Genomic DNA, 26,912 nt, shown 5'->3' with positions numbered 1-26,912 from the left:
TTTTTGGGTGGTTTTGTATTTTTTTTTTAACAAATTTTGTAAGAGGGCCAGAGCATGAAAGTCGAACCAGGGCTCTACCAGCATTATAAAGGTCCGCAGTACCGTGTTTTCAGTGTGGCGCGCCACTCCGAGACCGAAGAAGAAGTGGTGTTCTACCAAGCACTGTATGGCGATTACGGCTTTTGGGTGCGCCCGTTGAGCATGTTTGTGGAGACCGTCGAAGTTGACGGCGAGCAGGTCCCGCGCTTTGCTTTGGTCCAGGCCGAACCCAGTCTTTTTTCAGGGCAATAACGGCAGGTCGCGCAGAATGCTGCGCTTGACCTCACCTTGTTGCCACTATATATAGCGTTGCCGCGACAGGCGCCAACTGCCTTTCACTTCTCGAATTCAGGAATTTTCCGATCCATGGGCAAATCGCTGGTCATTGTGGAATCCCCGGCTAAGGCCAAGACCATCAACAAGTACTTGGGCAACGAGTACGTGGTGAAGTCGAGTATCGGCCATATCCGAGACCTGCCCACCAGCGGTTCGGCTAGCGCCAGCAAGGAGCCAGCCGCCAAGCGCGGCAAGGCGGCTGCGGGCGAAGGTCCGGTGCTCACCCCTAAAGAGAAAGCGCGCAAGCAGCTGGTCTCGCGCATGGGTGTGGACCCGGATCATGGCTGGAAGGCCAAGTACGAAATCCTTCCAGGCAAGGAAAAGGTCATCGAAGAGCTGCGCCGGCTCGCCAAGGATGCTGACACCATCTATCTCGCGACGGACTTGGACCGCGAAGGGGAAGCCATTGCCTGGCACCTGCGGGAAGCCATCGGCGGTGATGACAGCCGCTACAAGCGCGTGGTGTTCAACGAAATCACCAAGAAAGCCATCCAGGAAGCCTTCTCCAAGCCGGGCGAACTGGACATCGACCGTGTCAACGCCCAGCAGGCCCGCCGTTTCCTCGACCGCGTCGTGGGTTACATGGTCTCGCCACTGCTGTGGGCCAAGATCGCCCGTGGCCTGTCCGCTGGTCGTGTGCAATCGGTTGCCGTGAAGCTGGTGGTGGAGCGTGAACGCGAGATCCGTGCGTTCATCCCCGAAGAATACTGGGAAGTCCACGCCGACTTGGGCACCGCCAAGGGCGCCAACGTGCGCTTCGAAGTGGCCCGTGAGAAAGGCGAAGCCTTCAAGCCGCTGAACGAAGCCCAGGCCATGGCCGCGCTGGAAAAGCTCAAGTCTTCCAGCTACAGCATCGTCAAGCGTGAAGACAAACCGACCAGCAGCAAGCCGTCGGCTCCGTTTATCACGTCCACCCTGCAACAGGCCGCGAGCAACCGCCTGGGCTTTGGTGTGAAGAAAACCATGATGATGGCCCAGCGCTTGTACGAAGCCGGCTACATCACGTATATGCGTACCGACTCCACCAACCTGTCGCAAGATGCGGTGGCGATGGCGCGTACTTACATTGAAGAAGAGTTCGGCAAGAAGTACCTGCCGGAGAAGCCGAACGTCTACAGCAGCAAGGAAGGCGCACAAGAGGCTCACGAAGCGATCCGTCCTTCCGACGCCAACACCACGCCTGCCAAGCTGAGCGGCATGGAGCGCGACGCTGAGCGCCTCTACGAGCTGATCTGGCGCCAGTTCCTGGCTTGCCAGATGCTGCCGGCGCAATACCTGTCCACCACCGTGACGGTGGCGGCTTCCGACTTCGAGCTGCGTGCCAAGGGCCGTATCCTCAAGTTCGACGGCTATACCCGTGTGATGCCGCAAATCGCCAAGCCTGGCGATGACGACGTGCTGCCGGACATGGCCCAGGGCGACACGTTGAAGCTGATCAAGCTCGACCCGTCGCAGCACTTCACCAAGCCGCCGGCGCGTTATTCGGAAGCCAGCCTGGTAAAAGAGATGGAAAAACGCGGCATCGGTCGTCCTTCGACCTACGCGGCGATCATCTCGACCATTCAGGACCGTGGCTACGTTGCGCTGCACAACCGTCGTTTCTACTCGGAAAAGATGGGCGACATCGTGACCGAGCGCCTGTCCGAGAGCTTCTCCAACCTGATGGACTACGGCTTTACCGCCGGTATGGAAGAGAACCTCGATGACGTGGCCCAGGGCGAACGCGACTGGAAAAACGTGCTGGACGAGTTCTACGGCGACTTCAAGAAGAAACTCGAAGTAGCCGAAAGCCCTGAAAACGGCATGCGCGCCAACCAGCCGGTGATGACCGATATTCCGTGCCAGACCTGCGGTCGGCCGATGCAGATTCGTACGGCGTCCACCGGCGTGTTCCTCGGTTGCTCAGGCTACAGCCTGCCGCCGAAAGAGCGCTGCAAGGCCACCGTCAACCTGGTGCCGGGTGATGAAATCGCCGCCGATGACGAGGGTGAATCCGAGTCGCTGGTCCTGCGTGGCAAGCACCGTTGTCCGATCTGCAGCACGGCGATGGACGCCTACCTGCTGGACGAGAAGCACAAGCTGCACATCTGCGGTAACAACCCGGATTGCAACGGCTACGAGATTGAAGAGGGCACCTATCGCATCAAGGGCTACGAAGGTCCGAGCCTGGAATGCGACAAGTGCGGCAGCGAGATGCAGCTCAAGACCGGCCGTTTCGGCAAGTTCTTCGGTTGCACCAACCCGACCTGCAAGAACACCCGCAAACTGCTGAAAAGCGGTGACGCGGCGCCGCCGAAGATGGACCCGGTGAAGATGCCGGAACTCAAGTGCGAGAAGGTCAACGACACCTACATCCTGCGTGACGGCGCTTCGGGGTTGTTCCTGGCGGCCAGCCAGTTCCCGAAAAACCGCGAGACCCGTGCGCCGCTGGTGCTGGAGATCGTGCCGCACAAGGATGAGATCGATCCTAAGTACCACTTCCTGTGTGAAGCGCCGAAGAAGGACCCGGATGGTCGTCCAGCCGTGATCCGCTACAGCCGCAAAACCAAGGAGCAATACGTGCAGACCGAAGTGGACGGTAAGCCTACCGGCTGGAAAGCGTTCTACGACGGCGGCAAGTGGAAGGTCGAGGACAAGCGCCAGGGCGCTTGATCGGCTAATCTGCCAATGACAAAGGCCGCCTGCACAGGCGGCCTTTTTTTGCCCTTGCAGTGCGCTTGGCTGATCCGTGACACTGTTCAGCCAGCATCACGCTTATTCGTTGTGGAGATTGCCGTCATGGCCAACGAACTCTATACCCGTACCAATCAGAAAATTTACTTCGCGGGTTTATCCCTGGAAGCCCTTGGCCGCGCCGAGGAAGGGAAAGAGATGAATGCCATCGCGCTGGTCCAGGCGGGGCGTGAAGCGGCGTTGTTCCACCTGTACGGTGCGTTGCTGGGCCTGTGCCATGAGATCGCCGGGTTTTACCGCCTGCCTCAAGCCGGTTCGCCCCGTGCAGAAATGATCATGAATCGCGAAGTGCTGGACTCGATGGTCATTCCTGAGCTGGCCGAATTGGTTGAAATGGCTCAAAGCCCGGACAGTTGGGTGGCGCGTTTGCTCAAGGCGCATGCGGATATGTTCCAGCCACCGCGTATTCCCCATGTCCCCAAGGGGGATGTGACCCAGCCGCTGATCGTGGCGGTCGCGCTGGAAGAGGAAGAACCCAAGCCGTTAAGCCGGGAAGAGCTGGAAGGCTGGCGCCAGGAGCTGAAAAAGATGGCGCTGCGTTTTCGTGAAGGTCTCAACGAGTGTTGAGCATCCTGTAGGCGACCATTCATCAAGCTGTCAAGAAACCTGTTCAGATCCTCTGCGGGGCTGAGTGGATGACTGATATAATCCCGGCCTTTCGTGGAGAACAGACTTTTATGCCAACGTCCTTTCTGGAAATTGTTGAGTTGCCTGACGGCCGAATCGAGCTGCGCCGGGCTGAGGACGAGGGTTCTCTGGTTATCTTGGATTTTTCCGAGGATGCCAAACAGTTCCTGCAAGGCCAGCACGTGGAAGTGGCTAAAGCCATGTTGAGCGTGGGTGTGCAGATGGCCGGCCGATTGGCAGAAGGCGAGCCGGAGAAAGACGAGGGGCCGCGGGTTCTTCACTGACTGACGGTGATCGTTGTAGTGAGCGGGCTTGCCCGCGCTGGGTGGCGAAGCCGCCCCAAATTCAAACACCTCGGTGTTTCTGAAGTACCGCAGCGGCCTTGTTGGGGCGGCTTCGCCACCCAACGCGGGGCAAGCCCGCTCACTACAAAGGCCGTTTAGCCCAATCGAATATTCAAGCTCTGCGCATCACCCGTACGCGCGGCGCTGATCAGCTGTTGCTTGGCGCTGACACTCAGTGGGTTCAACCAGCTCACCACCGTATGGCTACGGCCCAGACGCAAGGCTTCGCAGGTCAACTGCTGGGCACTTTGTGCGCCGCGCGGTTGCAGCAACAGGATACGCTCGCGGTTGAGGCCGGCATCCCGCAGCCAGGCCTGGGTCAGGCTGGCGGGCGGGGCGATCAGCGTCAGCCAGCGGGCGTCCTGCTCTTCGCTCAGATCACGCAGGATCGGCGCGAGCAGGCTCAGGCAACTCCCCGCTGCACCGCGCAACGACAATTCACTGAACGCCTCAGGTTCGGCACCCCAGGGCGCCTCGACCGTTTCCTTGAGGATAGGCGCAAGGGGTTGGGCCATGAAGGCCTCGAACAGCGACAGTTGTGTGTGTTGTGGGGTGTGGACGAGTTGCATGATGCCTCCTCTAGCGGCGAATGACGCCGACGCTCAAACCTTCGATCACCAGGTCCTGGTCTTTCAGGTTCACTTCAATCGGGGCGAACTCAGGGTTCTCGGCCAGGAGCCAGACCTTGCTGCCTTCGCGCTTGAAGCGTTTGACGGTGACTTCATCGCCGATGCGGGCGACGACGATCTGGCCATTACGGGCTTCGCGGGTGGTGTGGACGGCCAGCAGGTCGCCATCGAAGATGCCCACGTCCTTCATGCTCATGCCGTGGACCCGCAACAGGTAGTCGGCGCGAGGATGGAAGAAGGTCGGGTTGATGTTGCAGGATTCCTCGACGTGCTGCTGCGCCAGGATCGGCGCACCGGCGGCGACACGGCCGATGATCGGCAGGGTCGATTCGTCGGCCTTGGCTTCGAAGCCAGGGATGCGAATACCGCGCGAGGCACCGGGGGTCATCTCGATCGCGCCTTTGCGAGCGAGGGCCTTGAGGTGTTCTTCAGCGGCGTTGGGGGACTTGAACCCCAGTTCCAGCGCAATTTCCGCTCGTGTCGGCGGGTAGCCGTTGTCATCGAGGCAGCGCTTGATAAAAGCCAGAATCTCAGCTTGGCGTGGCGTCAGTTTTAGCATGTTGATCGCTCTGTCTTTTTATACAGTGACTGGGATTATATACAGTGAACTGCGCTTGGCAATCATCCTTTTCTGCCCCTCCGCTGGACGGTCATCGGGCATGCTTCCCACAAGCCAGGGATAGCGCTGCCTACAGACCGGTATGGATGTGATTAAATAGCGATGAAATGTATGACTGCTCGGCCGGAAAGCGAACCCGCAGGCTTGACAAGACACACCCTGAAACGTATGTTTCAAACAAGTGTTTGTCAGGCGGAGTAGCCATGGCCCAGTCGGAAACCGTTGAACGCATTCTCGATGCTGCCGAGCAATTGTTCGCGGAAAAAGGATTTGCTGAAACTTCATTGCGGCTGATCACCAGCAAGGCTGGCGTCAATCTCGCTGCAGTGAACTACCATTTCGGCTCGAAAAAGGCCCTGATCCAGGCTGTGTTCTCGCGCTTCCTGGGGCCGTTCTGCGCGAGCCTCGACCGTGAACTGGAGCGTCGCCAGGCCAAGGCTGACCATAAGCCGACCCTGGAAGAACTGCTGGAAATCCTCGTTGAGCAAGCGCTGGTGGTTCAGCCTCGCAGCGGCAACGACTTGTCGATCTTCATGCGCCTGCTGGGCCTGGCGTTCAGCCAGAGCCAGGGTCACCTGCGCCGTTACCTCGAAGACATGTACGGCAAGGTATTTCGTCGCTATATGTTGCTGGTTAACGAGGCCGCTCCGCGTATTCCGCCGATCGAGCTGTTCTGGCGTGTGCACTTCATGCTCGGTGCCGCTGCGTTCAGTATGTCTGGGATCAAAGCGTTGCGGGCCATTGCCGAGACTGATTTCGGCGTCAACACCTCCATTGAGCAGGTCATGCGCCTGATGGTGCCGTTCCTGGCCGCCGGCATGCGCGCCGAAACCGGCGTGACCGACGCCGCCATGGCCGCCGCCCAATTGCGCCCACGCAGCAAGTCCGCGCCAGCACCCGCCAAGGTTTGACCGCGCCGGGTGGGCGCGGCCGCTTGCATCCGCTAAAGTAGCGGCCCATGCCGAATTCAGCTATTTACTCATAACCCGTTGTGCTCACTGTGCCTGGTGAGGGCAACGGGTTGTGTGCGTTATTTAAGGAAGGTTTATGACTGCTGCCCTGCAAGGTTCTTTGATGGTCGATGTGGCCGGCACCTGGCTGACGGCCGAGGACCGTCACCTGCTGCGCCAGCCTGAAGTGGGCGGCCTGATCATTTTCGCGCGCAATATCGAGCATCCGCGCCAAGTGCGGGAATTGAGCGCAGCGATTCGCGCCGTGCGCCCGGACCTGTTGCTGGCCGTGGACCAGGAAGGCGGCCGCGTACAGCGCCTGCGCCAGGGCTTCGTGCGCTTGCCGGCCATGCGTGCGTTGGCCGACAACCCCAACGCCGAATACCTGGCCGAGCAGTGTGGCTGGATCATGGCGACTGAAGTGCTGGCCGTTGGCCTGGACCTAAGTTTCGCCCCGGTGCTGGACCTGGACTACCAGCGCAGCGCCGTGGTCGGCACCCGTTCCTTCGAAGGCGACCCGGAGCGCGCCGCCGTGCTGGCCGGTGCCGTCATTCGCGGCATGAACAGCGCCGGCATGGCCGCCACCGGCAAGCACTTTCCCGGCCACGGTTGGGCTGAGGCCGATTCCCACGTCGCCATTCCCAATGATGAACGCAGCCTGGAGCAGATTCGCGCCAATGACTTGATACCTTTCGCACGCTTGAGCAAGCAACTCGCGGCGGTGATGCCCGCGCACGTGATCTATCCGCAGGTCGACGCCCAGCCAGCCGGGTTCTCGCGACGCTGGTTGCAGGACATCCTGCGTGGTGAGTTGCAGTTCGATGGCGTGATTTTCAGCGATGACCTGTCCATGGCCGGTGCCCATGTGGTGGGCGACGCCGCCAGCCGTATCGAAGCGGCGCTGACGGCGGGTTGCGACATGGGCCTGGTGTGCAATGATCGAGCGGCTGCCGAGTTGGCGTTGACCGCCGCCCAGCGCATGAAGGTCAAGCCATCGGCCCGAATCGCACGGATGCGCGGCCAGGCGATTGCGTCGACGGACTACAAGCAGGATCCGCGTTGGCTGAAAGCCCTCACTGCCTTGCGCGATGCGCAGTTGATCTAGCGCTTTTCCTGTTTGTTGGGCAACGGCGCAAACAGCGCCTCGATATCCTCGTTGCCCAGCTGCCAGTCCCCAGTAGTACGCCCATCCAGCACACCCGCCGCCAGGTCGGATTTTTCCTTCTGCAGGTGCTGGATTTTCTCTTCCACCGTGCCCCTGGCAATCATCTTGTAGACGAACACCGGCTTCTCCTGACCAATGCGATAGGCGCGGTCGGTGGCCTGGTTTTCCGTGGCCGGGTTCCACCAAGGGTCGTAATGGATCACCGTGTCGGCTTCGGTCAGGTTCAGGCCAACACCGCCGGCCTTCAAGCTGATCAGAAAAATCTGCAGCTTGCCGCTCTGGAAGTCCTTCACCGGTGTGCGCCGATCGCGGGTCTGGCCGGTGAGCAGTGCGTAGGCCACGCCACGTTTTTTCAGCTCGACTTCGATCAGGCTCAACATCGAGGTGAATTGGGAAAACAGCAGGATCCGCCGACCTTCCTCAAACAGTTCCTCAAGCATCTCCATCAAGCTATCCAGCTTGCCGGAGCTGCTGCCACGGGCGGGCAGGGTCGCGTCGTTGACCAGCCGCAAGTCGCAACAAACCTGGCGCAACTTCAGCAGCGCCTCAAGGATGATGATCTGGCTGCGCGCCACGCCCTTGCGGGTGATCTCGTCGCGGACTTTCTTATCCATCGCCAGGCGCATGGTTTCGTACACGTCGCGCTGGGCTTCATTGAGGTCGACCCAGTGGATGATCTCGGTCTTGGGGGGCAATTCTGTCGCCACCTGTTCCTTGGTGCGGCGCAGCAGGAAAGGTTTGATCCGACCGTTGAGGTGCTGCAATCGTACATCGCTGGCGCGCTTTTCGATGGGCACGCGGTAATCGCGATTGAAGCTTTTCACGTCACCGAGCCAGCCCGGCAGCAGGAAGTGAAACAACGACCACAGCTCGCCCAAGTGGTTTTCCAGCGGCGTACCACTCAGGCACAGGCGCTGGCGTGCGTTCAGCTCGCGCGCCGCCTGGGCCGCCTTGCTGGACGGGTTCTTGATGTACTGGGCTTCATCAAGGATCAGCACATGCAAGGGCAGGGCGGCGAGTGGTTCGATGTCCTTGGGCAGCAGCGCATAGGTGGTCAGCAGCAGGTCGTAGTCCTGCAGATTGGCGAAATGTTTCTTGCGCCCTGCGCCATATAGCGCCAGCACCTTGAGTTGCGGTGTGAAATGCGCCGCCTCATCCAGCCAGTTGGGAATCAGGCTGGTGGGCATCACCACCATGCACGGCCGATCCAGGCGACCGGCGATTTTCTCAGTGAGAATATGCGCCAGGGTCTGTAGGGTTTTGCCCAGGCCCATGTCATCCGCGAGTATGCCGCCGACATCCAACTGACGCAGCGACTGCATCCAGCTCAAACCTTCCAGTTGGTAGGGGCGCAAGGTCGCGTTCAGCCCTTCAGGCGCTACACAAGTGAAGTCCTTGATATCCCGCAGGCGCTGGGCAAAGTTGCGGATCTTCTCGCCACCTTCCCATTGCAGCGGCAGGTCTTCCAGCGGGTTGAGGCGGATCGCGTCGGCTTTGGCCAGCCGTAATGTCGTGGTGCCCGATTCCTGTAGGTAAAACTCACCGAGGGTCGCCAGCACCGGTTTCAATCGACCGTAGGGCAGCGCCACTTGTATCGGGCCATGGCCATTGGGCAGGCCTGGGATATTCACCAGGATCAGCTCATCATCGCGCCGCCGCGCCAGCTTCTCCGGGTTGAGAATCTCGGTGTGGGAGCGCATCAGGTTCAGCAGGATCGGCAACAGGCTCAGCCGCTCGCCATTGACGATAATCCCCAGCTCCAGATCGAACCAATCACGCTCCGGACCTTCATCGACGGTGGCATACCAGTCATCGACGGCGCTGAGGTCGAAGCCGAAATCATCGTCGATCAGCAGTTCCCAGCCCTCGGCCCGCAGTGTCGGCGTGGCATTGAGCGTGAAGGTGAGCCAGGCACTGTCATTGACCATCTCGAACAGCTCGCCGGCGCTTTCCGGCAGGGCCTTGCTCTGGCGTGTGGCGATCTTGAAGCCCAGCAGGCGCAGTTGTTCACGATACGGTTGCTCAAGCTCCGGATGCCGCTTGATGCGCAGGCTCTGGGTGTCCTGGCGCACAATGATGTCGGCGTTTTTCTGCCCGCTGACATAGTTGCCCAGGTAGTTGAACGACAGCGCCGCCCGGTGCTGGATATAGCGCTGCATCTTGCCGTTGCGCGGTTCGAAGGCGCTGAATTCGACACTGGCCATCCACAGGCGGGGTACCGGCACCACGTCTTCCATCACCACTTGCGGCAGCACCGCACGGTTTTCCAGCACGGCCTGGAGTTTTTCCAGCAGCTCGGCATCCTGTGCGGCGGCGGGGTAGGCCAGGGTTTCCTGGACCTTGAGCAATACCGCGGCGATGTGTTTGCAGTTGGTGTGCACCGGGCAGGTACAGCGGCTGTCCACCAGGATCAAGGTGCCCTTGGCCGATTCACGCAGCGAGATGGTCTGGCGATACACGTTGCTGCCGGAGCCTTCGCAACTGGCGACGATGGTGCTGTCGCCGCACTCGACGATGCGCACCCGGTTTTCCAGGGCATAACGTCGCCCGCGCTCAAGGCTCTGCTCTTTAAAGCGGTTGGCCCACGAAGGGGCCAGGGGTTTGGTCAGCGACGACGTGAGGGACATGGTGCTGGATCAGTCCTGAATGTCGGGCGGTGGCGCGCTGGGGGGCTTGGCGGTCAGCGAGGTGATCTTGATCAGCAGCGCCAGGTGGCCGCCGTCCAGGTAGTTGAGTTGGTTGTTCTTGGTGCGCACGTCGGTCTGGCTCAGGTGCTCGCTGGCGATCACGCTGCCATTGACGTCGAACTGGTTAATCCAGAAGTTCGCATCGATATCGGTAAAACGCCCCAGTTGCAGGTTCAACACGCCCTCGATCGGAAACTGGCCGAATTGTTCCTGGCCGTCGGTGATCGCGACCTTGACCGGCTGCTCGCCCAGGTTCTGTTCCCACGCCTTATGCAGCAGCACCGTGTAGGTGGAGTCGGCACGCAGCTTGTCGACAATGTTGGACAGGCGCGGCGGGCTCAGTCTGTCGCCCAGGCGCGCTGCCCCGGCATCCCAGTTTTCCGGGGCGGCACGGCTGTTGATCACCGGTTCGGCGTTCTGGCGCACCAGGATCATTTCCACCTGGTACGGGCTGTCGGCGAACGCCGCAGGGGCCACGACCACCAACAACAGGCTCAACATGCGGAACAGGCGCATTGGGGCGTCCTTCAAGCAGATTTCGGGATGAGGCGCTCGAACAACGCCTCCAAGGTATTAAAGCGTTCTTCGGCACGTTCCATCGGCACCATGAACTTGAACAGCGTAGCCCCTTCGAACTTGTAGCGGTTGGGCTGGCCCTGGATCAGTTTGATCAGCACCAGAGGGTCTACCGGCGTCTGCGCTTCGAATTCGATGCGTCCACCCTGCGGTCCGGCGTCGACCTTCTTGATGCCCAACTGTTCGGCCTGCAACTTGAGCAGGGTCAGGCGCACCAGGTTCTTGGTTGGTTCCGGCAACAGGCCGAAGCGGTCGATCATCTCGACCTGCAGGTCTTTAAGGCCTTCTTCATCGGTGGCCGAGGCGATGCGCTTGTACAGGATCAGCCGTGCGTGCACGTCCGGCAGGTAATCTTCGGGAATCAACGCCGGCAAGCGCAGGTTGATTTCCGGGCCGCCGCCCAGCGGTTGATCGAGGTTCGGCTGTTCGCCCTTGCGGATCGCTTTTACGGCGCGTTCGAGCATCTCCATATAGAGGGTGAAGCCCACTGCCTGGATCTGCCCGCTCTGGCCGTCGCCCAGCAGTTCGCCGGCGCCACGGATTTCCAGGTCGTTGGTGGCCAGCACAAAACCGGCGCCCAGGTCCTGAGTGTTGGCGATGGCTTCCAGGCGCTTCTCTGCGTCGGAAGTGATCTGTTGGCGCGGCGGCGTGAGCAAATAGGCATACGCCTGGTGGTGACTGCGTCCGACGCGGCCACGCAGCTGGTGCAATTGCGCCAGGCCGAACTTGTCGGCGCGCTCGATGATGATGGTATTGGCGCTCGGCACGTCGATGCCGGTCTCGATGATGGTCGAGGCGATCAGCACGTTGAAGCGCTTGTGATAGAAGTCGCTCATCACCTGTTCGAGTTCGCGCTCGCGCATCTGCCCGTGGCCGATGGCGATACGTGCCTCCGGCACCAGCTCGGCGAGGTCGGCGGCGCATTTCTCGATGGTCTTCACGTCGTTGTGCAGGTAGTACACCTGCCCGCCGCGCAGCAGTTCACGTAGCAGCGCTTCCTTGACCGTGCTTTTGTTCTGCTCCATCACGAAGGTGCGCACCGACAAGCGGCGCGCCGGCGGCGTGGCGATGATCGACAGGTCGCGCATGCCCGACACCGCCATGTTCAGCGTACGCGGAATCGGCGTGGCGGTGAGGGTGAGGATGTCGACTTCACTGCGCAGGGCCTTGAGCTGTTCTTTCTGACGTACGCCAAAGCGGTGTTCTTCGTCGATGATCACCAGGCCCAGGTTCTTGATCTTCACGTCGTCCGACAGCAGCTTGTGCGTGCCGATCACGATGTCGATCTTGCCTTCGGCCAGGTCTGCGACGGCGGCATTCACTTCCTTGGCCGACTTGAAGCGGCTCATCACTTCCACGGTCACCGGCCAATCGGCAAAGCGGTCGCGGAAGCTGTTGTAGTGCTGCTGGGCGAGCAGGGTGGTCGGCACCAGGATTGCCACCTGACGGCCGCCGTGCACGGCAATAAAGGCGGCGCGCATGGCCACTTCGGTCTTGCCGAAGCCCACATCGCCGCAGACCAGGCGGTCCATGGGCTTGGGCGCGAGCATGTCGGCGCGTACCGCTTCGATGGTGGTTTGCTGGTCCGGGGTTTCCTCGAAGGCGAAGCCGGCGCTGAAGGTGGCATAGTCGGCTTTCGGGTCGGCAAACGCGTAACCTTCGCGGGCGGCGCGGCGTGCGTAGATGTCGAGCAGTTCGGCAGCGACGTCGCGCACCTGCTCGGCGGCCTTGCGCTTGGCTTTCTGCCAGGTCTCGGAGCCCAGGCGATGCAAGGGCGCCAGGGCGTCATCGCTGCCGGTGTAGCGCGCGATCAAATGCAGGCTGGCCACTGGCACATAGAGCTTGGCGCCCTCGGCGTATTCCATGGTGAGGAATTCGGCGGCCTGGTTGTCGATCTCCAGGGTCTGCAGGCCCAGGTAGCGGCCGACGCCGTGGTCGATGTGCACCACCGGCGCGCCTTCGCGCAGTTCGGTGAGGTTCTTGATGACCGCGTCGTTGTTGGCGTCTGCGCGTTTTTCACGGCGGCGGCGCTGCATCACGCGCTGACCGAACAGCGGGCTTTCGGCGATCAGCGCCAGGGCCGGGTCATCCAGCAACAGGCCTTCGTCCAGCGGCGCGATGGTGATCGCCAGGCGCTCTTTGCTTTTGACAAAGTCCGGCCAGCTGTCGACGGTTTTCGGCCGCAGCTTCAGGCGTTCCAGCAGTTCCAGCAGCACTTCGCGACGGCCAGCGGATTCAGCGGTAAACAGCACGCGGCCGGGGAAGTCGCCGAGGAAATTGGACAGCGCTTCCAGCGGTTGCGTGGCTTTCGCCTGGATCGCCAGGTCCGGCAGTGTGCCCGCCGGGAAGCGCTCGCGGCCAACGCCGGTTTCCACATCCTGCTGGCTGGCGACCACGCGCGGCCAGCTTTTCAGGCGCGCAAAGCAGTCTTCCACCGGCAGGAAGAGTTCGGCGGGCGGCAATAGAGGACGGGACGGATCGACGCGGCGCTCTTCATAGCGGTTGCGCACGTCGTTCCAGAAATTTTCCGCCGCCTGTTCGATGCCTGGCAGCGAGAACACCTGGGTGTCCTGGGGCAGGTAATCGAACAGGGTGGAGGTCTCGTCGAAGAACAGCGGCAGGTAGTACTCGATACCGGCGGGAGTAATCCCGCTGCTCAGGTCCTGAAAGATCGGGCAGCGGCGGAAGTCCACGTCGAAGCGTTCACGGAAGCGCGCCTTGAAGCGCGTGACCGCGTCTTTCTGCAGCGGGAATTCCCGTGCGGGCAGCAGCTTGACCGAGTCGACTTTATCGATGGAGCGTTGGTTTTCCGGATCGAAGGTGCGCAGGGTCTCGATTTCGTCGTCGAACAGGTCGATGCGATAGGGCAGTTTGCTGCCCATCGGGAACAGATCGATCAGCGCGCCACGCACCGCGAACTCACCGTGCTCGTACACCGTGTCCACGCAGCGATAACCGCTGGCTTCCAGGCGCGTGCGCATTTGGTCCACATCGAGCTTCTGGCCGATATCCAGCACCAGGCTGCTGCCCAGCAGGAACTTGGTCGGCGCCAGGCGATGCAAGGCCGTGGTGATCGGCACCACCAGCACGCCATGGGCCAGTTCCGGCAAGCGGTACAGGCTGGCGATGCGCTGGGAGATGATGTCCTGGTGCGGCGAGAACAGGTCGTAGGGCAGGGTTTCCCAGTCGGGGAAATGCAGCACCGGCAAATCGGGGGCGAAGAAGCTCAGCTCCTGCTCCAGCCGTTCGGCGCTTTGGCTGTCGGCGGTGAGCAGCAGGGTAAAGCGCTTGGCTGCGCTGGCAGCCTCGGCGATGGCCAGGCTCAGGGCGGCACCGGGCAGGTTGCCCCAGTGCTGTTTGCCTGCCGCAGCAGGGAGTAGCGGTAGACGCAGGACGGGCACGGAAGGTTGAGCTCCAAGCGTTGCGACAAAGTCGGTAATTGTAACGGTGCGGGGCGCCGTCTGTCAGTTGCTGACTAAGCCTATTACGGTTTGTAGGAAATGTAGTGGCTAAGACAAACAATGGCGGGTTTTGACTCAATATGTAGTGCCAAAATGTACGCGTTTTTCGGAGGGTTACGGACAAGTTGTCCCGCGCGTGCCATTGGTGGCCTTCTGGAACCCGCGTATTTACTGGGCTGTAGCGGGGTGTCATTTTTTCGCAAGGACTTTTTGTTGCCGGACGCGCATTGCTCCGGGGGCGGTCGGGCGGCATAATGTAGCCCCTTTTTTCAGCCCCTACATGTGGAAGGTTCCCGTGACTCAGAAGCCCGACCAGTGTCTTGGTGAATGGATCGACCGTGAAGCACTCGCAGAAGCGATGATCCCGCTTATCGGTCAGCTGTACCGCAATAACAATGTGGTGAGCTCGATCTATGGCCGCAGCCTGATCAACCAGTCCGTCATCGCGATTCTCAAAGCCCACCGCTTTGCGCGTCACCGTTCCGCCGACGACAGCGAACTCTCCGTCCACGAAACATTCCCACTGCTTAAAGCCATGAGCGAGCTGAAGCTCGGCGCGGCTTCGGTAGACCTGGGCAAGCTGGCCTACAAATTCCGCAAGGAAGGCGCCGGCCGCAGCGCCGAGCAGTTCGTGCGTGAAGAAATGGCCGATGTGGTTGGCCAGCAAAACGCCGCTGCCCGCAAAGGCACCGACGTGGTGCTGTACGGCTTCGGTCGTATCGGCCGCCTGCTGGCACGCATCCTGATCGAAAAAACCGGTGGCGGCGACGGCCTGCGCCTGCGTGCCATCGTCGTGCGCAAAGGCGCCGAGAACGACCTGACCAAGCGCGCCAGCCTGCTGCGTCGCGATTCGGTACACGGTCCGTTCAACGGCACCATCGTCATCGACGAAGAAAACAACACCATCACCGCCAACGGTAACCTGATCCAGGTGATCTACGCGAAGAACCCGTCCGAGGTGGATTACACCCAGTACGGTATCAAGGACGCCCTGTTGGTGGACAACACCGGCGTATGGCGTGACGCCGAAGGCCTGGGCCAGCACCTGGCCTGCCCGGGTGTGGACCGCGTTGTCCTGACCGCGCCTGGCAAAGGCAAGTTGAAGAACATCGTTCACGGCATCAACCACAGCGAAATCACCGCTGACGACAAGATCGTGTCCGCCGCCTCCTGCACCACCAACGCCATCGTGCCGGTGCTGAAGGCGGTGAATGACAAGTTCGGCATCGTCAACGGCCACGTCGAGACCGTTCACTCGTACACCAACGACCAGAACCTGATCGACAACTTCCACAAGGGCGATCGCCGTGGCCGTAGCGCCGCGTTGAACATGGTGATCACCGAGACCGGTGCTGCCACCGCTGCTGCCAAGGCCCTGCCTGAGCTGGCCGGCAAGCTGACCGGTAACGCGATCCGCGTGCCGACGCCAAACGTGTCGATGGCCATTCTCAACCTGAACCTTGAGAAAGCCGCCACCCGTGAAGAGATGAACGAGTACCTGCGCTACATGGCGCTACACTCCGATCTGCATAAGCAAATCGACTTCGTCAACTCGCAGGAAGTGGTCTCCACCGACTTCGTGGGCTCGCGCCACGCCGGTGTGGTGGACGCGGAAGCGACCATTACCCAGGACAACCGCGTTGTCCTGTACGTGTGGTACGACAACGAGTTCGGCTACAGCTGCCAGGTGGTTCGCGTGATGGAAGACATGGCTGGGGTCAACCCGCCTGCGTTTCCGCGCTAAGCCTTTGCGCTGAATGAAAAAGCCCCGACTGGTTTGGGGCTTTTTTGTGGCTGAGAGATCTTTGGTGTCTCTAATGGCCTCTTCGCAGGCAAGCCAGCTCCCACATTTCGATTTGTGAACACATTCAAATGTGGGAGCTGGCTTGCCTGCGATGGGGCCTTCATTCCAATAGAGCACTGCGCAGGCTGTCGGACAAGCCCTTGGGCGCCAGCCAGACCCCCAAGTAAGTCTTCGCCAGCTCCTCATCAGCGCTGCTGAACACCACCTGACCATTGATCTCCAGGTTCAAACCACGTCCCGGACGAAAGTCCAGGGCATACCAATCACCGCTGCGGATATCGCGAAAGCGGGCGTGCAGTTTGTCTATTTCGGGTTTGAGGCGGGCGCTGGCCTGTTGGCGCTCCAGCGTGGCAGTGGCGGCTTTGATCACGTCATTGCGGTCGATGTCGCGAAAGTAATACAGCGTCAGGCGCAGCGCTTTTTGTTGCGCCCAGGCCTGCTTGGCGCGCACGTCGGACGGGGCATACAGCGCAGCCGCGTAAACATCCGCCCAGAGATAGGTGAGCACCGCCTGGTTTTTCAAGGTCAATTGCTGGGACTGTGCGGGAAAGTCGGCTTGCTTTAGCCGATCCGCCTCATTGGCCTGCACCGTGATCGACAGCATCAGTAATAAACAGAAAGCGACATGTCGCATAATGGCCAGTCCTGCAAAGGGGCTTGCTGGCAGTGTAATTGCAATTTCCTGATGGTGTAGTAAAGGCAAGACTGGCCTACGACGCGACCAAGGGTTAATGTTCGCGGCGTTGAGCCTTATATAGACTGTGCCCCGGTTCACACACTTGAGCCGAATTGTCCTTCATGACCGCTGGCCGCGGCATGATTTAGCCCGGCGTCCAACCGTACGCCTGGCCTGTTCTGAGGAGTACGCATGGCTGTCTACAACTACGACGTGGTGGTACTGGGTTCCGGCCCGGCTGGAGAAGGTGCGGCGATGAACGCCGCCAAAGCTGGGCGCAAGGTGGCGATGGTCGATAGCCGTCGTCAGGTCGGCGGTAACTGCACCCACCTGGGCACCATCCCGTCCAAGGCCTTGCGTCACTCGGTGCGCCAGATCATGCAGTTCAACACCAACCCGATGTTCCGGGCCATTGGTGAGCCGCGCTGGTTCTCGTTCCCGGACGTGCTCAAGAGCGCCGAGAAAGTCATCTCCAAGCAAGTCGCCTCGCGTACCGGCTACTACGCCCGTAACCGCGTCGACCTGTTCTTCGGCACCGGCAGCTTCGCCGACGAGCAAACCATCGAAGTGGTCTGCCCCAATGGCGTGGTCGAGAAGCTGGTGGCCAAGCACATCATCATCGCCACCGGTTCGCGCCCGTACCGCCCGGCGGACATCGATTTCCACCATCCGCGTATCTACGATAGCGACACCATCCTGAGCCTGGGCCACACCCCGCGCAAACTGATCATCTACGGCGCTGGCGTGATCGGCTGTGAATACGCCTCGATCTTCAGCGGCCTGGGTGTACTGGTGGAACTGGTGGACAACCGCGACCAATTGCTGAGCTTCCTCGACTCGGAAATCTCCCAGGCGTTGAGCTACCACTTCAGCAACAACAACATCACCGTGCGCCACAACGAAGAGTATGAGCGCGTCGAAGGTCTGGACAACGGTGTGATCCTGCACCTCAAGTCCGGCAAGAAGATCAAGGCCGACGCCTTGCTGTGGTGCAACGGCCGTACCGGTAACACCGACAAGCTGGGCATGGAAAACATCGGGGTCAAGGTCAACAGCCGTGGCCAGATCGAAGTGGACGAGAACTATCGTACCTGCGTGGCGAATATCTACGGTGCTGGTGACGTGATCGGCTGGCCAAGCCTGGCCAGTGCCGCCCATGACCAGGGTCGCTCGGCTGCTGGCAGCATCGTCGACAATGGCAGCTGGCGCTATGTGAACGACGTGCCGACCGGGATCTACACGATTCCCGAGATCAGCTCGATCGGCAAGAACGAGCACGAACTGACCAAGGCCAAGGTGCCTTACGAAGTCGGCAAGGCGTTCTTCAAGAGCATGGCGCGTGCGCAGATCGCCGGTGAGCCGCAAGGCATGCTGAAGATCCTGTTCCACCGTGAAACCCTGGAAGTCCTCGGCGTGCATTGCTTCGGCTACCAGGCTTCGGAGATCGTGCACATCGGCCAGGCGATCATGAACCAGCCGGGTGAACTCAATACCCTGAAGTATTTCGTCAACACCACGTTCAACTACCCGACCATGGCGGAAGCCTATCGGGTAGCGGCCTACGACGGCCTCAACCGGCTTTTTTGAGCGGCTCCGGCCGGTGGCCTGAGCCGGCCGGGGAGACCGATTTCAGTAATTCCCGAGAGTGGCAGTGGCCAAACCGGGAAAGTCTGTAATCAGGCTATCTACGCCGAAGTCGGCGAGCCTGCGCATCAGCGCGGGTTCGTTGACGGTCCACACGGACACGTGCAAGCCCTGGCGCTGGGCTTTTTCCAGTCGCTCAGGGGTGCACAGCGTCCAGTTCAACGCCAAGATCTCACAGCCGTAATTCTGCGCGACCTTCAGCGGGTCCAGCCAAGCGTATTCCGCCACCAGTCCGCGTGACAGGTCGGGAGTGAGTTCAACGGCGGCCTTCAGTACTTCCCGCGAACTCGAGGTCACGGTGACCTTGTCCATCAGCCCGAAACGCACGGCCATTTCACGAATCGCCAGCACAGTGGTGGCGGCGCGGGTGCGCGAGGCGCTTTTGACTTCCAGTTGCCAGTGATCGAAATCGCACTTTTCGAACAGCTCTTCCAAGCGCGGAATCGGGCACGGCTTCACCCAGCCTGGGCCGCCTTTGCGTGCGTCCATCTTCACCAGGTCCGCCGCCGAGTACTCGACGACTTTGCCGCGCCGGTCGGCGGTGCGCTTGAGGGTGGGGTCGTGGATGACCATCAGCTCGCCGTCCATGGACAGGTGTAAATCCAGTTCGCAGCGGCGTACACCGTGCTTGAGGCACTCCTGGAAGCTGGTCAGGGTGTTTTCCGGTGCTTCGCCTTTGGCACCGCGGTGGCCGTAGATCAGGGTCACAGTTGCTCCTTTACGCCAGGTGGTCTGGCGGGGTGAATTCGAGGGTTCAAGTGTCTTGGGCGTCGCTCTGTTCCCGCGCCAGGCGGCGTTCCTGGGCCTGTTTCTGCAGGATGTAGCGCGCCAGCAGTTGGCGTTGGGCGTCGGTCATGGCTTCGAATTCCGTGCCGACATCAAAGCCTGCGCCTTTGGGGTCGCAATGGGTGACCCGCGCGCGCAGCAGCAGGCCGAGCGCCTGGGGCATGAGCACCAGCTTGACCGCCAGGTGCGCACCGGCTGGCAGGGGCGTGGGGTGTTGGAAGTCGATGCCGCCTTCGGAAATGATCACCGGCTGCGGTGCGCCGACCTCATCCAGCAGGCCGCGCGCCATGATCTGGCTGAGCAGGTCCAGGCGTTTGTTCTGCACGCGAAGGAAGGCGGCGAGGGTGCGATCCTTCTCGCTGAGCTGGCGCAGCAGGTGCTGGGCTTCGAATTCGCTCAGGTGCAATTCACTGAGTAAATTGAACAGCGGAGAATCATCCAGCAACACTTCCTTGCTCGCCGCCTCGGGGGCAGACAGGCTTTTGATTTGAAGTGCGATCATGTCGTCGATACGGTAGTATTCGCGGCGTTCTTCTTCATCTAATGTCGACATGGCGAACCCCAGCTAGCGGTAATGGTCAGAGTGTAAAGCTGCTTACCAGACCCCGCCACCGGGACGTCTTCTTTTCCTCCGAACAAGCCCCGACATGTTCAGACCTCTCTTCGTATTTATTGGCACGCGTTATACCCGTGCAAAGCGTCGCAATCATTTTGTGTCGTTCATTTCCCTGACCTCGATGATCGGGCTCGCCTTGGGCGTGGTCGTGATGATCGTGGTGTTGTCGGTGATGAACGGCTTCGATCATGAGATGCGCACCCGCGTGCTGGGCATGGTGCCCCACGCGACCATCGAGGGCGATGCGCCCATCAGTGACTGGCAAAGCCTGGCCGACAAGGTCAAGCAGAACCCCAAGGTGCTGGCCGTCGCGCCATTCACCCAGATGCAGGGGTTGCTGACCCATGACGGCAAGGTGCAGAAGATCCTGCTCAATGCCATCGACCCGGTCCAGGAACGCAACGTCTCGATCATCGACAAGTTCATGCTGCAGGGCAAACTCGACGACCTGGCGCCCGGCAGCTTCGGCATTGTCATCGGCGACAAGGCGGCGGCCAAACTCGGCGTGGGCCTCGGCGACAAGCTGACCTTCGTCGCGCCGGAAGTCACGGTGACCCCGGCGGGCATGTTCCCACGCATGAAGCGCTTTACCGTGGTCGGCACTTTCCACGTTGGCGCTGGCGAGATCGACGGCTACCTAGGCCTGACCAACCTCACCGACCTGGCGCGCCTGCATCGCTGGCAGCCGGACCAGGTGCAGGGCCTGCGCCTCAAGTTCGCCGACCTGTTCGATGCGCCACGCGGCGCCTGGGAAATCGCTCAGCACCTGGGTGAAAGCCAATACTACGCCCGCGACTGGACCCGTACCCACGGCAACCTGTACCAGGCCATCCGCATGGAAAAAGCCATGATCGGCCTGCTGTTGCTGCTGATCGTCGCCGTGGCGGCCTTCAACATCATCTCCACGCTGGTGATGGTGGTGAACGACAAGAAGGGCGATATCGCCATCCTGCGTACTCTCGGCGCCACGCCGGGGCAGATCATGGCGATCTTCATGGTGCAGGGCACCGTGATCGGCGTGGTCGGTACCCTGATCGGTACGGCCGTCGGCATTTTGGCCGCGCTGAACGTGAGCGCCGCCATCGCCGGTCTCGAAACCCTGATCGGCCACAAGTTTCTCAACGCCGACGTCTACTTCATCGACTACTTGCCGTCCCAGGTGCAGGCCCAGGACGTGTTGATGGTGGGCGGCGCTGCGTTGGTCCTGAGTTTCCTTGCCACCCTGTATCCAGCCTGGCGCGCGGCACGTACCCAGCCAGCACAGGCCTTACGTTATGAGTGAATCGGGCATGAGTGAAAAAGCAATCCTGAGCTGCCGCGACCTGGGCAAATCCTACGAGGAAGGCCCGGAGTCGGTGGTGGTGCTGTCCAATCTGCAACTTGAGCTGCACCCTGGCGAGCGCGTGGCGATCGTGGGCAGTTCCGGTTCCGGTAAAAGTACCTTGCTGAACCTGTTGGGCGGCCTTGATACGCCGTCCCAGGGCAGCGTGTGGCTGGCCGGTGAAGAACTGTCGGCCCTCGGTGAAAAGGCTCGCGGTCAACTGCGTAACCGTTCGCTGGGTTTTGTGTACCAGTTCCACCACCTGTTGCCGGAGTTCACCGCCCTGGAAAACGTGTGCATGCCGCTGCTGATCGGCAAGACCGCGATCCCGGAAGCCCGCCAGCGCGCTAAAGCACTGCTGGAGCGCGTTGGCCTCGGCCATCGCCTGGAGCATAAACCGGCCGAGTTGTCCGGCGGCGAGCGCCAGCGTGTGGCCATCGCCCGCGCCTTGGTGAACAATCCAGGGCTGGTGATGCTCGATGAGCCGACCGGCAACCTCGACTCCCACACCGCCCAGGGCATCAAGGACTTGATGCTGGAACTGAGCACCCAGATGCGCACCGCGTTCCTGGTGGTGACCCATGACATGAGCATGGCCCGCCAGATGGACCGTGTGTTGCACCTGCAGGAAGGTCATCTGGTCGCCATCTGACCCGTTTCAAGCCCGGCGCTTCAAGCGCCGGGCTTTTTCATTTTTTCAGGCGGTGCAAGCGAATGTTCAGACCGTTATCGATTTTCATCGGCACGCGCTATACCCGCGCCAAGCGCCGCAACCGTTTTGTCTCGTTTATCTCGATGACCTCGATGATCGGCCTTGCCCTGGGCGTGTTGGCGATGATCGTGGTGTTGTCGGTGATGAACGGCTTCCAGCGCGAAATGAGCTCGCGCATCCTTGGCATGGTGCCCCATGCCACCATCGTCGGCGTGAACCCGATTGACGATTGGCAGCCGGTGGCCGCCGCCGCGATGAAGAATCCGGAAGTGACCGCCGCCGTACCTTTCACGCAAATGGATGGCATGTTCTCCTACAAAGGCGCGATGCAGCCGATCGAGATCAGCGGCATCGACCCGGCGCAGGAAGGCAAGGTGTCGATCGTGGCCCAGCACATCGTGCGCGGCAGCCTGGAAGACTTGAAACCCGGCGAGTTCGGCGTGGTGGTCGGCGAAATCACGGCTCGGCGCTTCCGTCTGAATGTGGGCGACAAAGTGACCCTGATCGTGCCGGAAATCAGCACCGCGCCGGGCGGCATCACCCCGCGCATGCAGCGTTTGAACGTGGTGGGCATCTTCAAGGTCGGCGCCGAGCTGGACGGCTCCATGGCCATGATTCACATGGCCGACGCCGCAGAGATCCAGCATTGGCAGCCAAACCAGGTACAAAGCGTGCGCCTGGCGGTGAAAGACCTGTACGCGGCCCCCAAGGTCTCATCGGACATCGCCGCCAGCCTGGGCGCCGCCTACAAGCCTGACGACTGGACTCACACCCAGGGCAGCCTGTTCAGCGCGATGAAGATGGAAAAGACCATGATCGGCCTGCTGTTGCTGATGATTGTCGCCGTGGCCGCGTTCAATATCATCGCCACCCTGATCATGGTGGTGAACGACAAGGGCGCGGACATTGCGATTTTGCGCACCATCGGCGCGACGCCACGGCAGATCATGGCGATCTTCATGGTGCAGGGCACGGTGATCGGTATCGTCGGTACTTTGATCGGCGGCGTATTGGGCGTGATTGCCGCGCTGAACGTGAGTGAGCTGGTGGGCTGGGTCGAGCGGGTTACCGGGCAGCATATCTTCAGTTCGGACGTGTACTTCGTCAGCAACCTGCCTTCAGAACTGCAAGGCGGGGATGTGCTGCTGATCTGCACCGCTGGGTTTGTGTTGAGCTTTCTGGCCACGCTGTATCCGGCGTATCGGGCGGCGAAGATTGAGCCGGCGCATGCCCTGAGATATTCGTAAGCCTTAGACCGTCATCGTCGGCAAGCCGGCGATGACGGTCTAAGCGGGTAGCTCAATCACAAACCTTGTCCACCCTGCCTTAGATTCGCAATAAATTCTCCCCCCGTGCGCCCGCACAATCGACTGGGTAATCGCCAGCCCCAGCCCCGCATGCTCACTGCTGCCTTCATGGCGTGCCGGGTCTGCCCGGTAGAAGCGGTCAAACAACCTCGGCAGCAACTCCGTTGGAATGCCATCTCCGGTGTTCTCCACTGAAAGCCTCACCCCATCCTCTATCCGCACAAGCACTTCGCCACCTGGCGGAGTAAACCGTAGCGCGTTATCCAACAGATTCGACAAGGCCCGGCGCAACATCCCACGATCACCCGTCGTACGGGCCGTGCCCTCGCGCATTAGGCTGATCTGCCCTTCCTCTGCCAGCAATGTAAAAAACTCCAGTAGCGCGTCGACTTCATCCGCCAGCGCCAAGGTTTCGCGCTTGGGCATCAACAAGCCGTGATCCGCCTTGGCCAGGTACAGCATGTCGTTGACCAACTGCGCCATCCATTGCAGTTCTTCCAGGTTGCTGTGCAGCGCCTCGCGGTAGTCCTCCAGCGGCCGTGGCTGGGTGAGGATGACCTGGGTCTGGGTCAGCAGGTTCGACAGCGGCGTGCGCAGTTCGTGGGCGATGTCGGCGGAAAACGCCGAAAGGCGCTGGAACGCGTCGTCGAGTCGGCCAAGCATGGCATTGAAGGCTTGGGCCAGGTCGGCCAGTTCCGTGGGCATTTCCTGTTGGGGCAAACGTTGGGTCAAGGAGTGGGCCGACACACTGGCGGCCACTTCGCCCATGCGTCGAAGTGGCCGCAACCCGCTGCGCGCAGCCCAGGCGCCGAGCAGGGCGGTCGCCAGGGCCGACAGGCCGACGGTGAGCCAGATCAGGTGCTGCATGCGCTGCAAGAAGTGCTGATGGTGAGTGATATCGAGCATCAGGCTCAGTTGCGGCGAGTCGGGTTGGCCGGTTCTCAACGGCGCGTTGTAGACCCGGTAGTCGGTGTCGGCGTTTTGCAGGCTGTGCAACCCGGGTGCCTCTGGCAAGGTCACGCTTGGCGCATCGTCCAGCCAGCGTTGGCCGGCGGCGGTGATGCGTAGCGTCAGGTCGGGCTGGCGACTGAGTTCGGTGCGCAATTGCGCTTCACGCCGGGCAAAGGCCTCCGGCGAGTCGACACCCTGCAAGGTACTGCGCAGCGCAACCAGTTTGCTGTCGAGTTGCTGCTGGTCCAACTCAATGAAGTGCGCCTCGCTGGCGCGATTGAACAGCACCCCGGCGATCAGCGAAACCACGGCGGTACAGGCGGCAAACAGCAGCGCCAGGCGGCTGGCCAGCGAGAGGCGCTTGATCAATTGATGCGCTCCTCCAACACATAGCCCATGCCGCGCACGGTGTGGATCAGCTTATTGGGAAAGCTGTCGTCGACTTTCAGGCGCAGGCGGCGGATCGCCACTTCGATGATGTTGGTGTCGCTGTCGAAGTTCATGTCCCACACCTGAGAAGCGATCAGCGATTTGGGCAGCACTTCGCCTTGGCGGCGCAGCAGCAGTTCCAGTAGGGAGAATTCCTTGGCGGTCAGGTCGATGCGCTGGCCGTCCCGTTCAACGCGACGGCGGATCAGGTCCAGGCGCAGGTCGGCCAGTTGCAGCGCGGTTTCCTGCGGTGTGCTGCTGCCACGGCGCAATAGAGTGCGCACGCGGGCGAGCAGTTCGGAGAAAGCGAAAGGCTTGACCAAGTAGTCGTCGGCGCCCAGTTCCAGGCCGTGTACACGGTCTTCCACGGCGTCGCGGGCGGTGAGGAACAGCACCGGAATGTCCATGCCGGCACTGCGCACGGCCTGGAGGATCTGCCACCCGTCGCGGCCCGGCAGCATCACGTCGAGGATCAACAGGTCGTAGTCCCCGGTCAGCGCAAGGTGCTGGCCGCTGGTGCCATCGGCCACCAGTTCGGTGGTAAAGCCCGCCTCGGCCAGGCCCTGGCGCAGGTAGTGACCGGTTTTGGGTTGGTCTTCGACGATCAGCAGTTTCATGGGCAGCTCTTGGCAACGGTGGACGACGGCTTTATACCTTGAGTGCCAGGGCGGGGGAGCAACCTGACAAAGTTGTAATCTAGCAGTCAGCTGGCTGGCAGCGGCGCAATCTTAGAGTGCTGCCCAAGCTGTTCATCTATTTTTGGAGAAGACCGATGGCGTTGCGTACACCCCTGTTGTTGGCGGGCTGCCTGTTGGCATTGAGTGTTGATGCGATGGCCGATGCGGCCCACACCTATGCCTTCGGCGAGGCTGCGCCGGCGAGCAAAGCCACGCGTACCGTGGAAATAACCCTGCAGGACATTTCCTTTTCGCCCAAGTCCCTGGACGTGAAAGCCGGTGAGACCGTGCGCTTTGTACTGGTCAACAAAGGCCAGTTGCTCCATGAATTCAACCTGGGCGACGCGGCGATGCATGCCGAACACCAGAAGGAAATGCTGCAGATGCAGGCCAGCGGCATGCTCACCGCCACCGGCATGGGCAAGATGGACCACGCGGCCATGGGCCACGGTGCGATGAAACACGATGATCCCAATAGCGTACTGGTCGAGCCGGGCAAAACCGCCGAGCTGACCTGGACGTTCACTAAGGCCGCGGGCCTGGAGTTTGCCTGCAACCTTCCGGGGCATTACCAGGCGGGCATGGTCGGCAAGCTCAACGTCGATTGATCCGCTGGCGCTTAGGCGCGGGGGCAAAGGCTGGTAGACTGGCGCGGTTTATTTAGCCAGGTTTCCGCCATGCATCCCGCAGCCGAACATTCGCCGCTGGGCAAGTCCAGTGAATACATCTCCACCTACACCCCTTCGTTGCTGTTCCCGATCCCGCGTGCCGCCAAGTGGGCCGAGCTGGGCCTGAGCGCCGAGACCCTGCCGTATAAGGGCGTGGATTTCTGGAACTGCTTCGAATTGTCCTGGTTGCTGCCGTCGGGCAAGCCGGTGGTGGCCATCGGTGAGTTCAGCATCCCGGCTGACTCGCCGAACATCATCGAGTCCAAGTCGTTCAAGCTGTACCTCAACTCGTTGAACCAGACCGCTTTTGCGGATACGGCCAGTCTGGAAGCCACGTTGCGCACCGACCTCAGTGCCGCTGCCGGCAAACCGGTGAGCGTGCGTATCCGCAGCCTGGCCGAGATCGAGGCCGAAGGCGTGATGGCGTTGCCAGGTGCGTGCATCGACGATTTGGATATCAGCGTCAGCAACTACGAGCATCCGCGCCCGGAATTGCTGCGTTGCGATGACTCGTGCGTTGTCGAGGAGAGCGTGCACAGTCACCTGCTCAAATCCAACTGCCCGGTGACCAGCCAGCCGGACTGGGGCAGTGTGGTGGTGCAATACCGTGGTCACGCGTTGGATCACGCCAGCCTGCTGGAATACATCGTGAGCTTTCGCCAGCACTCGGACTTCCATGAGCAGTGCGTAGAGCGCATCTTCCTGGACTTGCAGCGCTTGCTGAAGCCGGAAAAGCTGACGGTGTATGCGCGGTATGTGCGGCGGGGTGGGTTGGATATCAACCCGTATCGCAGTACGGAAGACGTGGCGTTCCAGAACGTGCGTCTGGCACGGCAGTAAGATAGAAAAGCCCCGCGATTGCGGGGCTTTTTGCGGTCAGATCCCGATATTGCCCAAGGTGATCATGATATTGCGCAGGGTCCCGGAAATCACCGGGTGCTCGGCATCGAACTCGATGGCCGCTTGATTCACATCGTCGGAAATACTCGGTGTTTGAGTGGCCGGCTCCAGTTCGAGTTGTAATTCGAACTTGGCAATCAAGGCTTCCAACGCTTCACGTTTTTCTTCCGACAGCGGCGGTTCCTGTTCCAACTGCCCGCGCAGGATTTCGACCTGTTCTTCCAGTTTTTTGCGATCAGGCATGACGTGTTTCCT

24 protein-coding genes are annotated in these 26,912 nt (G+C 61.0%); 13 read left to right on the top strand and 11 right to left on the bottom strand.

Translation table 11 applies throughout. The features are described from left to right. Window positions 1-54: 54 nt before the first annotated feature. The 4 genes from ACP7BX_RS01915 (at window position 55) to ACP7BX_RS01900 (ending at window position 4,019) form a co-directional block, all read left to right on the top strand. The gene (locus ACP7BX_RS01915) at window positions 55-291 is read left to right on the top strand and encodes a DUF1653 domain-containing protein (RefSeq protein ID WP_028619417.1); all 237 of its coding nucleotides are present in this window, start codon (window positions 55-57) and stop codon (window positions 289-291) included. Between the two features lie 114 nt (window positions 292-405). Beyond that, a complete protein-coding gene (topA, locus tag ACP7BX_RS01910) occupies window positions 406-3,027 on the top strand; it encodes a type I DNA topoisomerase (RefSeq protein WP_269133196.1) in 2,622 nt (873 codons plus the stop codon). A 126-nt stretch (window positions 3,028-3,153) separates the two neighbouring features. After that, window positions 3,154-3,675 (top strand): DUF6586 family protein, encoded by a 522-nt coding sequence (locus ACP7BX_RS01905; RefSeq protein ID WP_426131397.1) that lies wholly within the window; start codon window positions 3,154-3,156, stop codon window positions 3,673-3,675. Window positions 3,676-3,785: 110 nt separating this feature from the next. Next, window positions 3,786-4,019, top strand: a complete 234-nt coding sequence (locus tag ACP7BX_RS01900; protein WP_016975264.1) for a hypothetical protein — start codon at window positions 3,786-3,788, stop codon at window positions 4,017-4,019. 155 nt (window positions 4,020-4,174) lie between these two features. Here the strand turns inward: ACP7BX_RS01900 and sulA are convergent, their stop codons facing one another. After that, entirely contained in the window at window positions 4,175-4,648 is a 474-nt protein-coding gene (sulA, locus tag ACP7BX_RS01895) for an SOS-induced cell division inhibitor SulA (RefSeq protein ID WP_028619419.1), read from the bottom strand. A 10-nt stretch (window positions 4,649-4,658) separates the two neighbouring features. Next, on the bottom strand, window positions 4,659-5,267 hold the full coding sequence (gene lexA, locus ACP7BX_RS01890) for a transcriptional repressor LexA (RefSeq protein ID WP_003172575.1): 609 nt from the start codon (window positions 5,265-5,267) through the stop codon (window positions 4,659-4,661). Window positions 5,268-5,530: 263 nt separating this feature from the next. Here lexA and ACP7BX_RS01885 point away from each other — a divergent pair, with 263 nt between their 5' ends. Both ACP7BX_RS01885 and nagZ read left to right on the top strand, forming a co-directional pair. Beyond that, a complete protein-coding gene (locus ACP7BX_RS01885) occupies window positions 5,531-6,238 on the top strand; it encodes a TetR/AcrR family transcriptional regulator (RefSeq protein ID WP_033902576.1) in 708 nt (235 codons plus the stop codon). A gap of 136 nt (window positions 6,239-6,374) precedes the next feature. Next, window positions 6,375-7,382 carry a beta-N-acetylhexosaminidase gene (nagZ, locus tag ACP7BX_RS01880; RefSeq protein WP_426131395.1) on the top strand — a complete coding sequence of 336 codons (1,008 nt, stop codon included), beginning with the start codon at window positions 6,375-6,377 and terminating at the stop codon, window positions 7,380-7,382. Here the strand turns inward: nagZ and ACP7BX_RS01875 are convergent. The 3 genes from ACP7BX_RS01875 to mfd are packed head-to-tail and all read right to left on the bottom strand — an operon-like array spanning window position 7,379 to window position 14,106. Then, the gene (locus ACP7BX_RS01875; protein ID WP_426131393.1) at window positions 7,379-10,069 is read right to left on the bottom strand and encodes an SNF2-related protein; all 2,691 of its coding nucleotides are present in this window, start codon (window positions 10,067-10,069) and stop codon (window positions 7,379-7,381) included. The two genes, nagZ and ACP7BX_RS01875, sit on opposite strands and share 4 nt — an antisense overlap. A gap of 9 nt (window positions 10,070-10,078) precedes the next feature. Beyond that, window positions 10,079-10,645: a CsiV family protein gene (locus ACP7BX_RS01870; RefSeq protein ID WP_426131390.1), complete on the bottom strand. Its 567-nt coding sequence runs from the start codon at window positions 10,643-10,645 to the stop codon at window positions 10,079-10,081. 11 nt (window positions 10,646-10,656) lie between these two features. Further along, entirely contained in the window at window positions 10,657-14,106 is a 3,450-nt protein-coding gene (gene mfd, locus ACP7BX_RS01865; RefSeq protein WP_426131388.1) for a transcription-repair coupling factor, read from the bottom strand. A gap of 340 nt (window positions 14,107-14,446) precedes the next feature. Between mfd and ACP7BX_RS01860 the strand changes: the two genes are divergently transcribed. Continuing rightward, the gene (locus tag ACP7BX_RS01860) at window positions 14,447-15,910 is read left to right on the top strand and encodes a glyceraldehyde-3-phosphate dehydrogenase (RefSeq protein WP_033902571.1); all 1,464 of its coding nucleotides are present in this window, start codon (window positions 14,447-14,449) and stop codon (window positions 15,908-15,910) included. Between the two features lie 160 nt (window positions 15,911-16,070). Here the strand turns inward: ACP7BX_RS01860 and ACP7BX_RS01855 are convergent, their stop codons facing one another. Next, entirely contained in the window at window positions 16,071-16,604 is a 534-nt protein-coding gene (locus ACP7BX_RS01855; RefSeq protein ID WP_426131386.1) for a chalcone isomerase family protein, read from the bottom strand. Window positions 16,605-16,838: 234 nt separating this feature from the next. On the opposite strand from ACP7BX_RS01855, the gene sthA reads away from it, so the two are divergent. After that, window positions 16,839-18,233 (top strand): Si-specific NAD(P)(+) transhydrogenase, encoded by a 1,395-nt coding sequence (sthA, locus tag ACP7BX_RS01850; protein WP_016975273.1) that lies wholly within the window; start codon window positions 16,839-16,841, stop codon window positions 18,231-18,233. Between the two features lie 42 nt (window positions 18,234-18,275). Here the strand turns inward: sthA and ACP7BX_RS01845 are convergent, their stop codons facing one another. Next, a complete protein-coding gene (locus tag ACP7BX_RS01845; RefSeq protein WP_016975274.1) occupies window positions 18,276-18,998 on the bottom strand; it encodes a glycerophosphodiester phosphodiesterase in 723 nt (240 codons plus the stop codon). Between the two features lie 46 nt (window positions 18,999-19,044). Next, window positions 19,045-19,629 (bottom strand): PilZ domain-containing protein, encoded by a 585-nt coding sequence (locus ACP7BX_RS01840; protein WP_033902569.1) that lies wholly within the window; start codon window positions 19,627-19,629, stop codon window positions 19,045-19,047. 94 nt (window positions 19,630-19,723) lie between these two features. Between ACP7BX_RS01840 and ACP7BX_RS01835 the strand changes: the two genes are divergently transcribed. From ACP7BX_RS01835 to ACP7BX_RS01825, 3 genes are all read left to right on the top strand, one after another. Continuing rightward, window positions 19,724-20,974, top strand: coding sequence for a lipoprotein-releasing ABC transporter permease subunit (locus ACP7BX_RS01835; protein ID WP_038850355.1), 1,251 nt, complete (start codon window positions 19,724-19,726; stop codon window positions 20,972-20,974). A 7-nt stretch (window positions 20,975-20,981) separates the two neighbouring features. After that, the gene (gene lolD, locus ACP7BX_RS01830) at window positions 20,982-21,665 is read left to right on the top strand and encodes a lipoprotein-releasing ABC transporter ATP-binding protein LolD (RefSeq protein ID WP_020372622.1); all 684 of its coding nucleotides are present in this window, start codon (window positions 20,982-20,984) and stop codon (window positions 21,663-21,665) included. Window positions 21,666-21,727: 62 nt separating this feature from the next. Further along, window positions 21,728-22,972 carry a lipoprotein-releasing ABC transporter permease subunit gene (locus tag ACP7BX_RS01825; RefSeq protein WP_177111542.1) on the top strand — a complete coding sequence of 415 codons (1,245 nt, stop codon included), beginning with the start codon at window positions 21,728-21,730 and terminating at the stop codon, window positions 22,970-22,972. Window positions 22,973-23,011: 39 nt separating this feature from the next. Here the strand turns inward: ACP7BX_RS01825 and ACP7BX_RS01820 are convergent, their stop codons facing one another. Then, window positions 23,012-24,352 carry a heavy metal sensor histidine kinase gene (locus ACP7BX_RS01820; RefSeq protein ID WP_426131383.1) on the bottom strand — a complete coding sequence of 447 codons (1,341 nt, stop codon included), beginning with the start codon at window positions 24,350-24,352 and terminating at the stop codon, window positions 23,012-23,014. Then, window positions 24,349-25,029 (bottom strand): heavy metal response regulator transcription factor, encoded by a 681-nt coding sequence (locus ACP7BX_RS01815; protein ID WP_314533070.1) that lies wholly within the window; start codon window positions 25,027-25,029, stop codon window positions 24,349-24,351. The genes ACP7BX_RS01820 and ACP7BX_RS01815 overlap by 4 nt, the downstream gene beginning before the upstream one ends. Window positions 25,030-25,184: 155 nt before the next feature. On the opposite strand from ACP7BX_RS01815, the gene ACP7BX_RS01810 reads away from it, so the two are divergent. Both ACP7BX_RS01810 and queF read left to right on the top strand, forming a co-directional pair. Beyond that, window positions 25,185-25,697, top strand: coding sequence for a cupredoxin family protein (locus ACP7BX_RS01810; RefSeq protein ID WP_314533066.1), 513 nt, complete (start codon window positions 25,185-25,187; stop codon window positions 25,695-25,697). A gap of 69 nt (window positions 25,698-25,766) precedes the next feature. Beyond that, window positions 25,767-26,597: an NADPH-dependent 7-cyano-7-deazaguanine reductase QueF gene (queF, locus tag ACP7BX_RS01805; RefSeq protein ID WP_426131380.1), complete on the top strand. Its 831-nt coding sequence runs from the start codon at window positions 25,767-25,769 to the stop codon at window positions 26,595-26,597. 36 nt (window positions 26,598-26,633) lie between these two features. Here the strand turns inward: queF and ACP7BX_RS01800 are convergent, their stop codons facing one another. After that, on the bottom strand, window positions 26,634-26,900 hold the full coding sequence (locus ACP7BX_RS01800) for a DUF4404 family protein (protein WP_005786202.1): 267 nt from the start codon (window positions 26,898-26,900) through the stop codon (window positions 26,634-26,636). Window positions 26,901-26,912 lie beyond the last annotated feature (12 nt).

The organism is Pseudomonas sp. DWP3-1-3b3, from assembly GCF_049896305.1.
GTDB classification, from domain to species: domain Bacteria; phylum Pseudomonadota; class Gammaproteobacteria; order Pseudomonadales; family Pseudomonadaceae; genus Aquipseudomonas; species Aquipseudomonas azotoformans_A.
The sequence above is the reverse complement of the archived record's forward strand: the minus strand, read 5'-3'. Positions and strand labels throughout refer to the sequence as shown.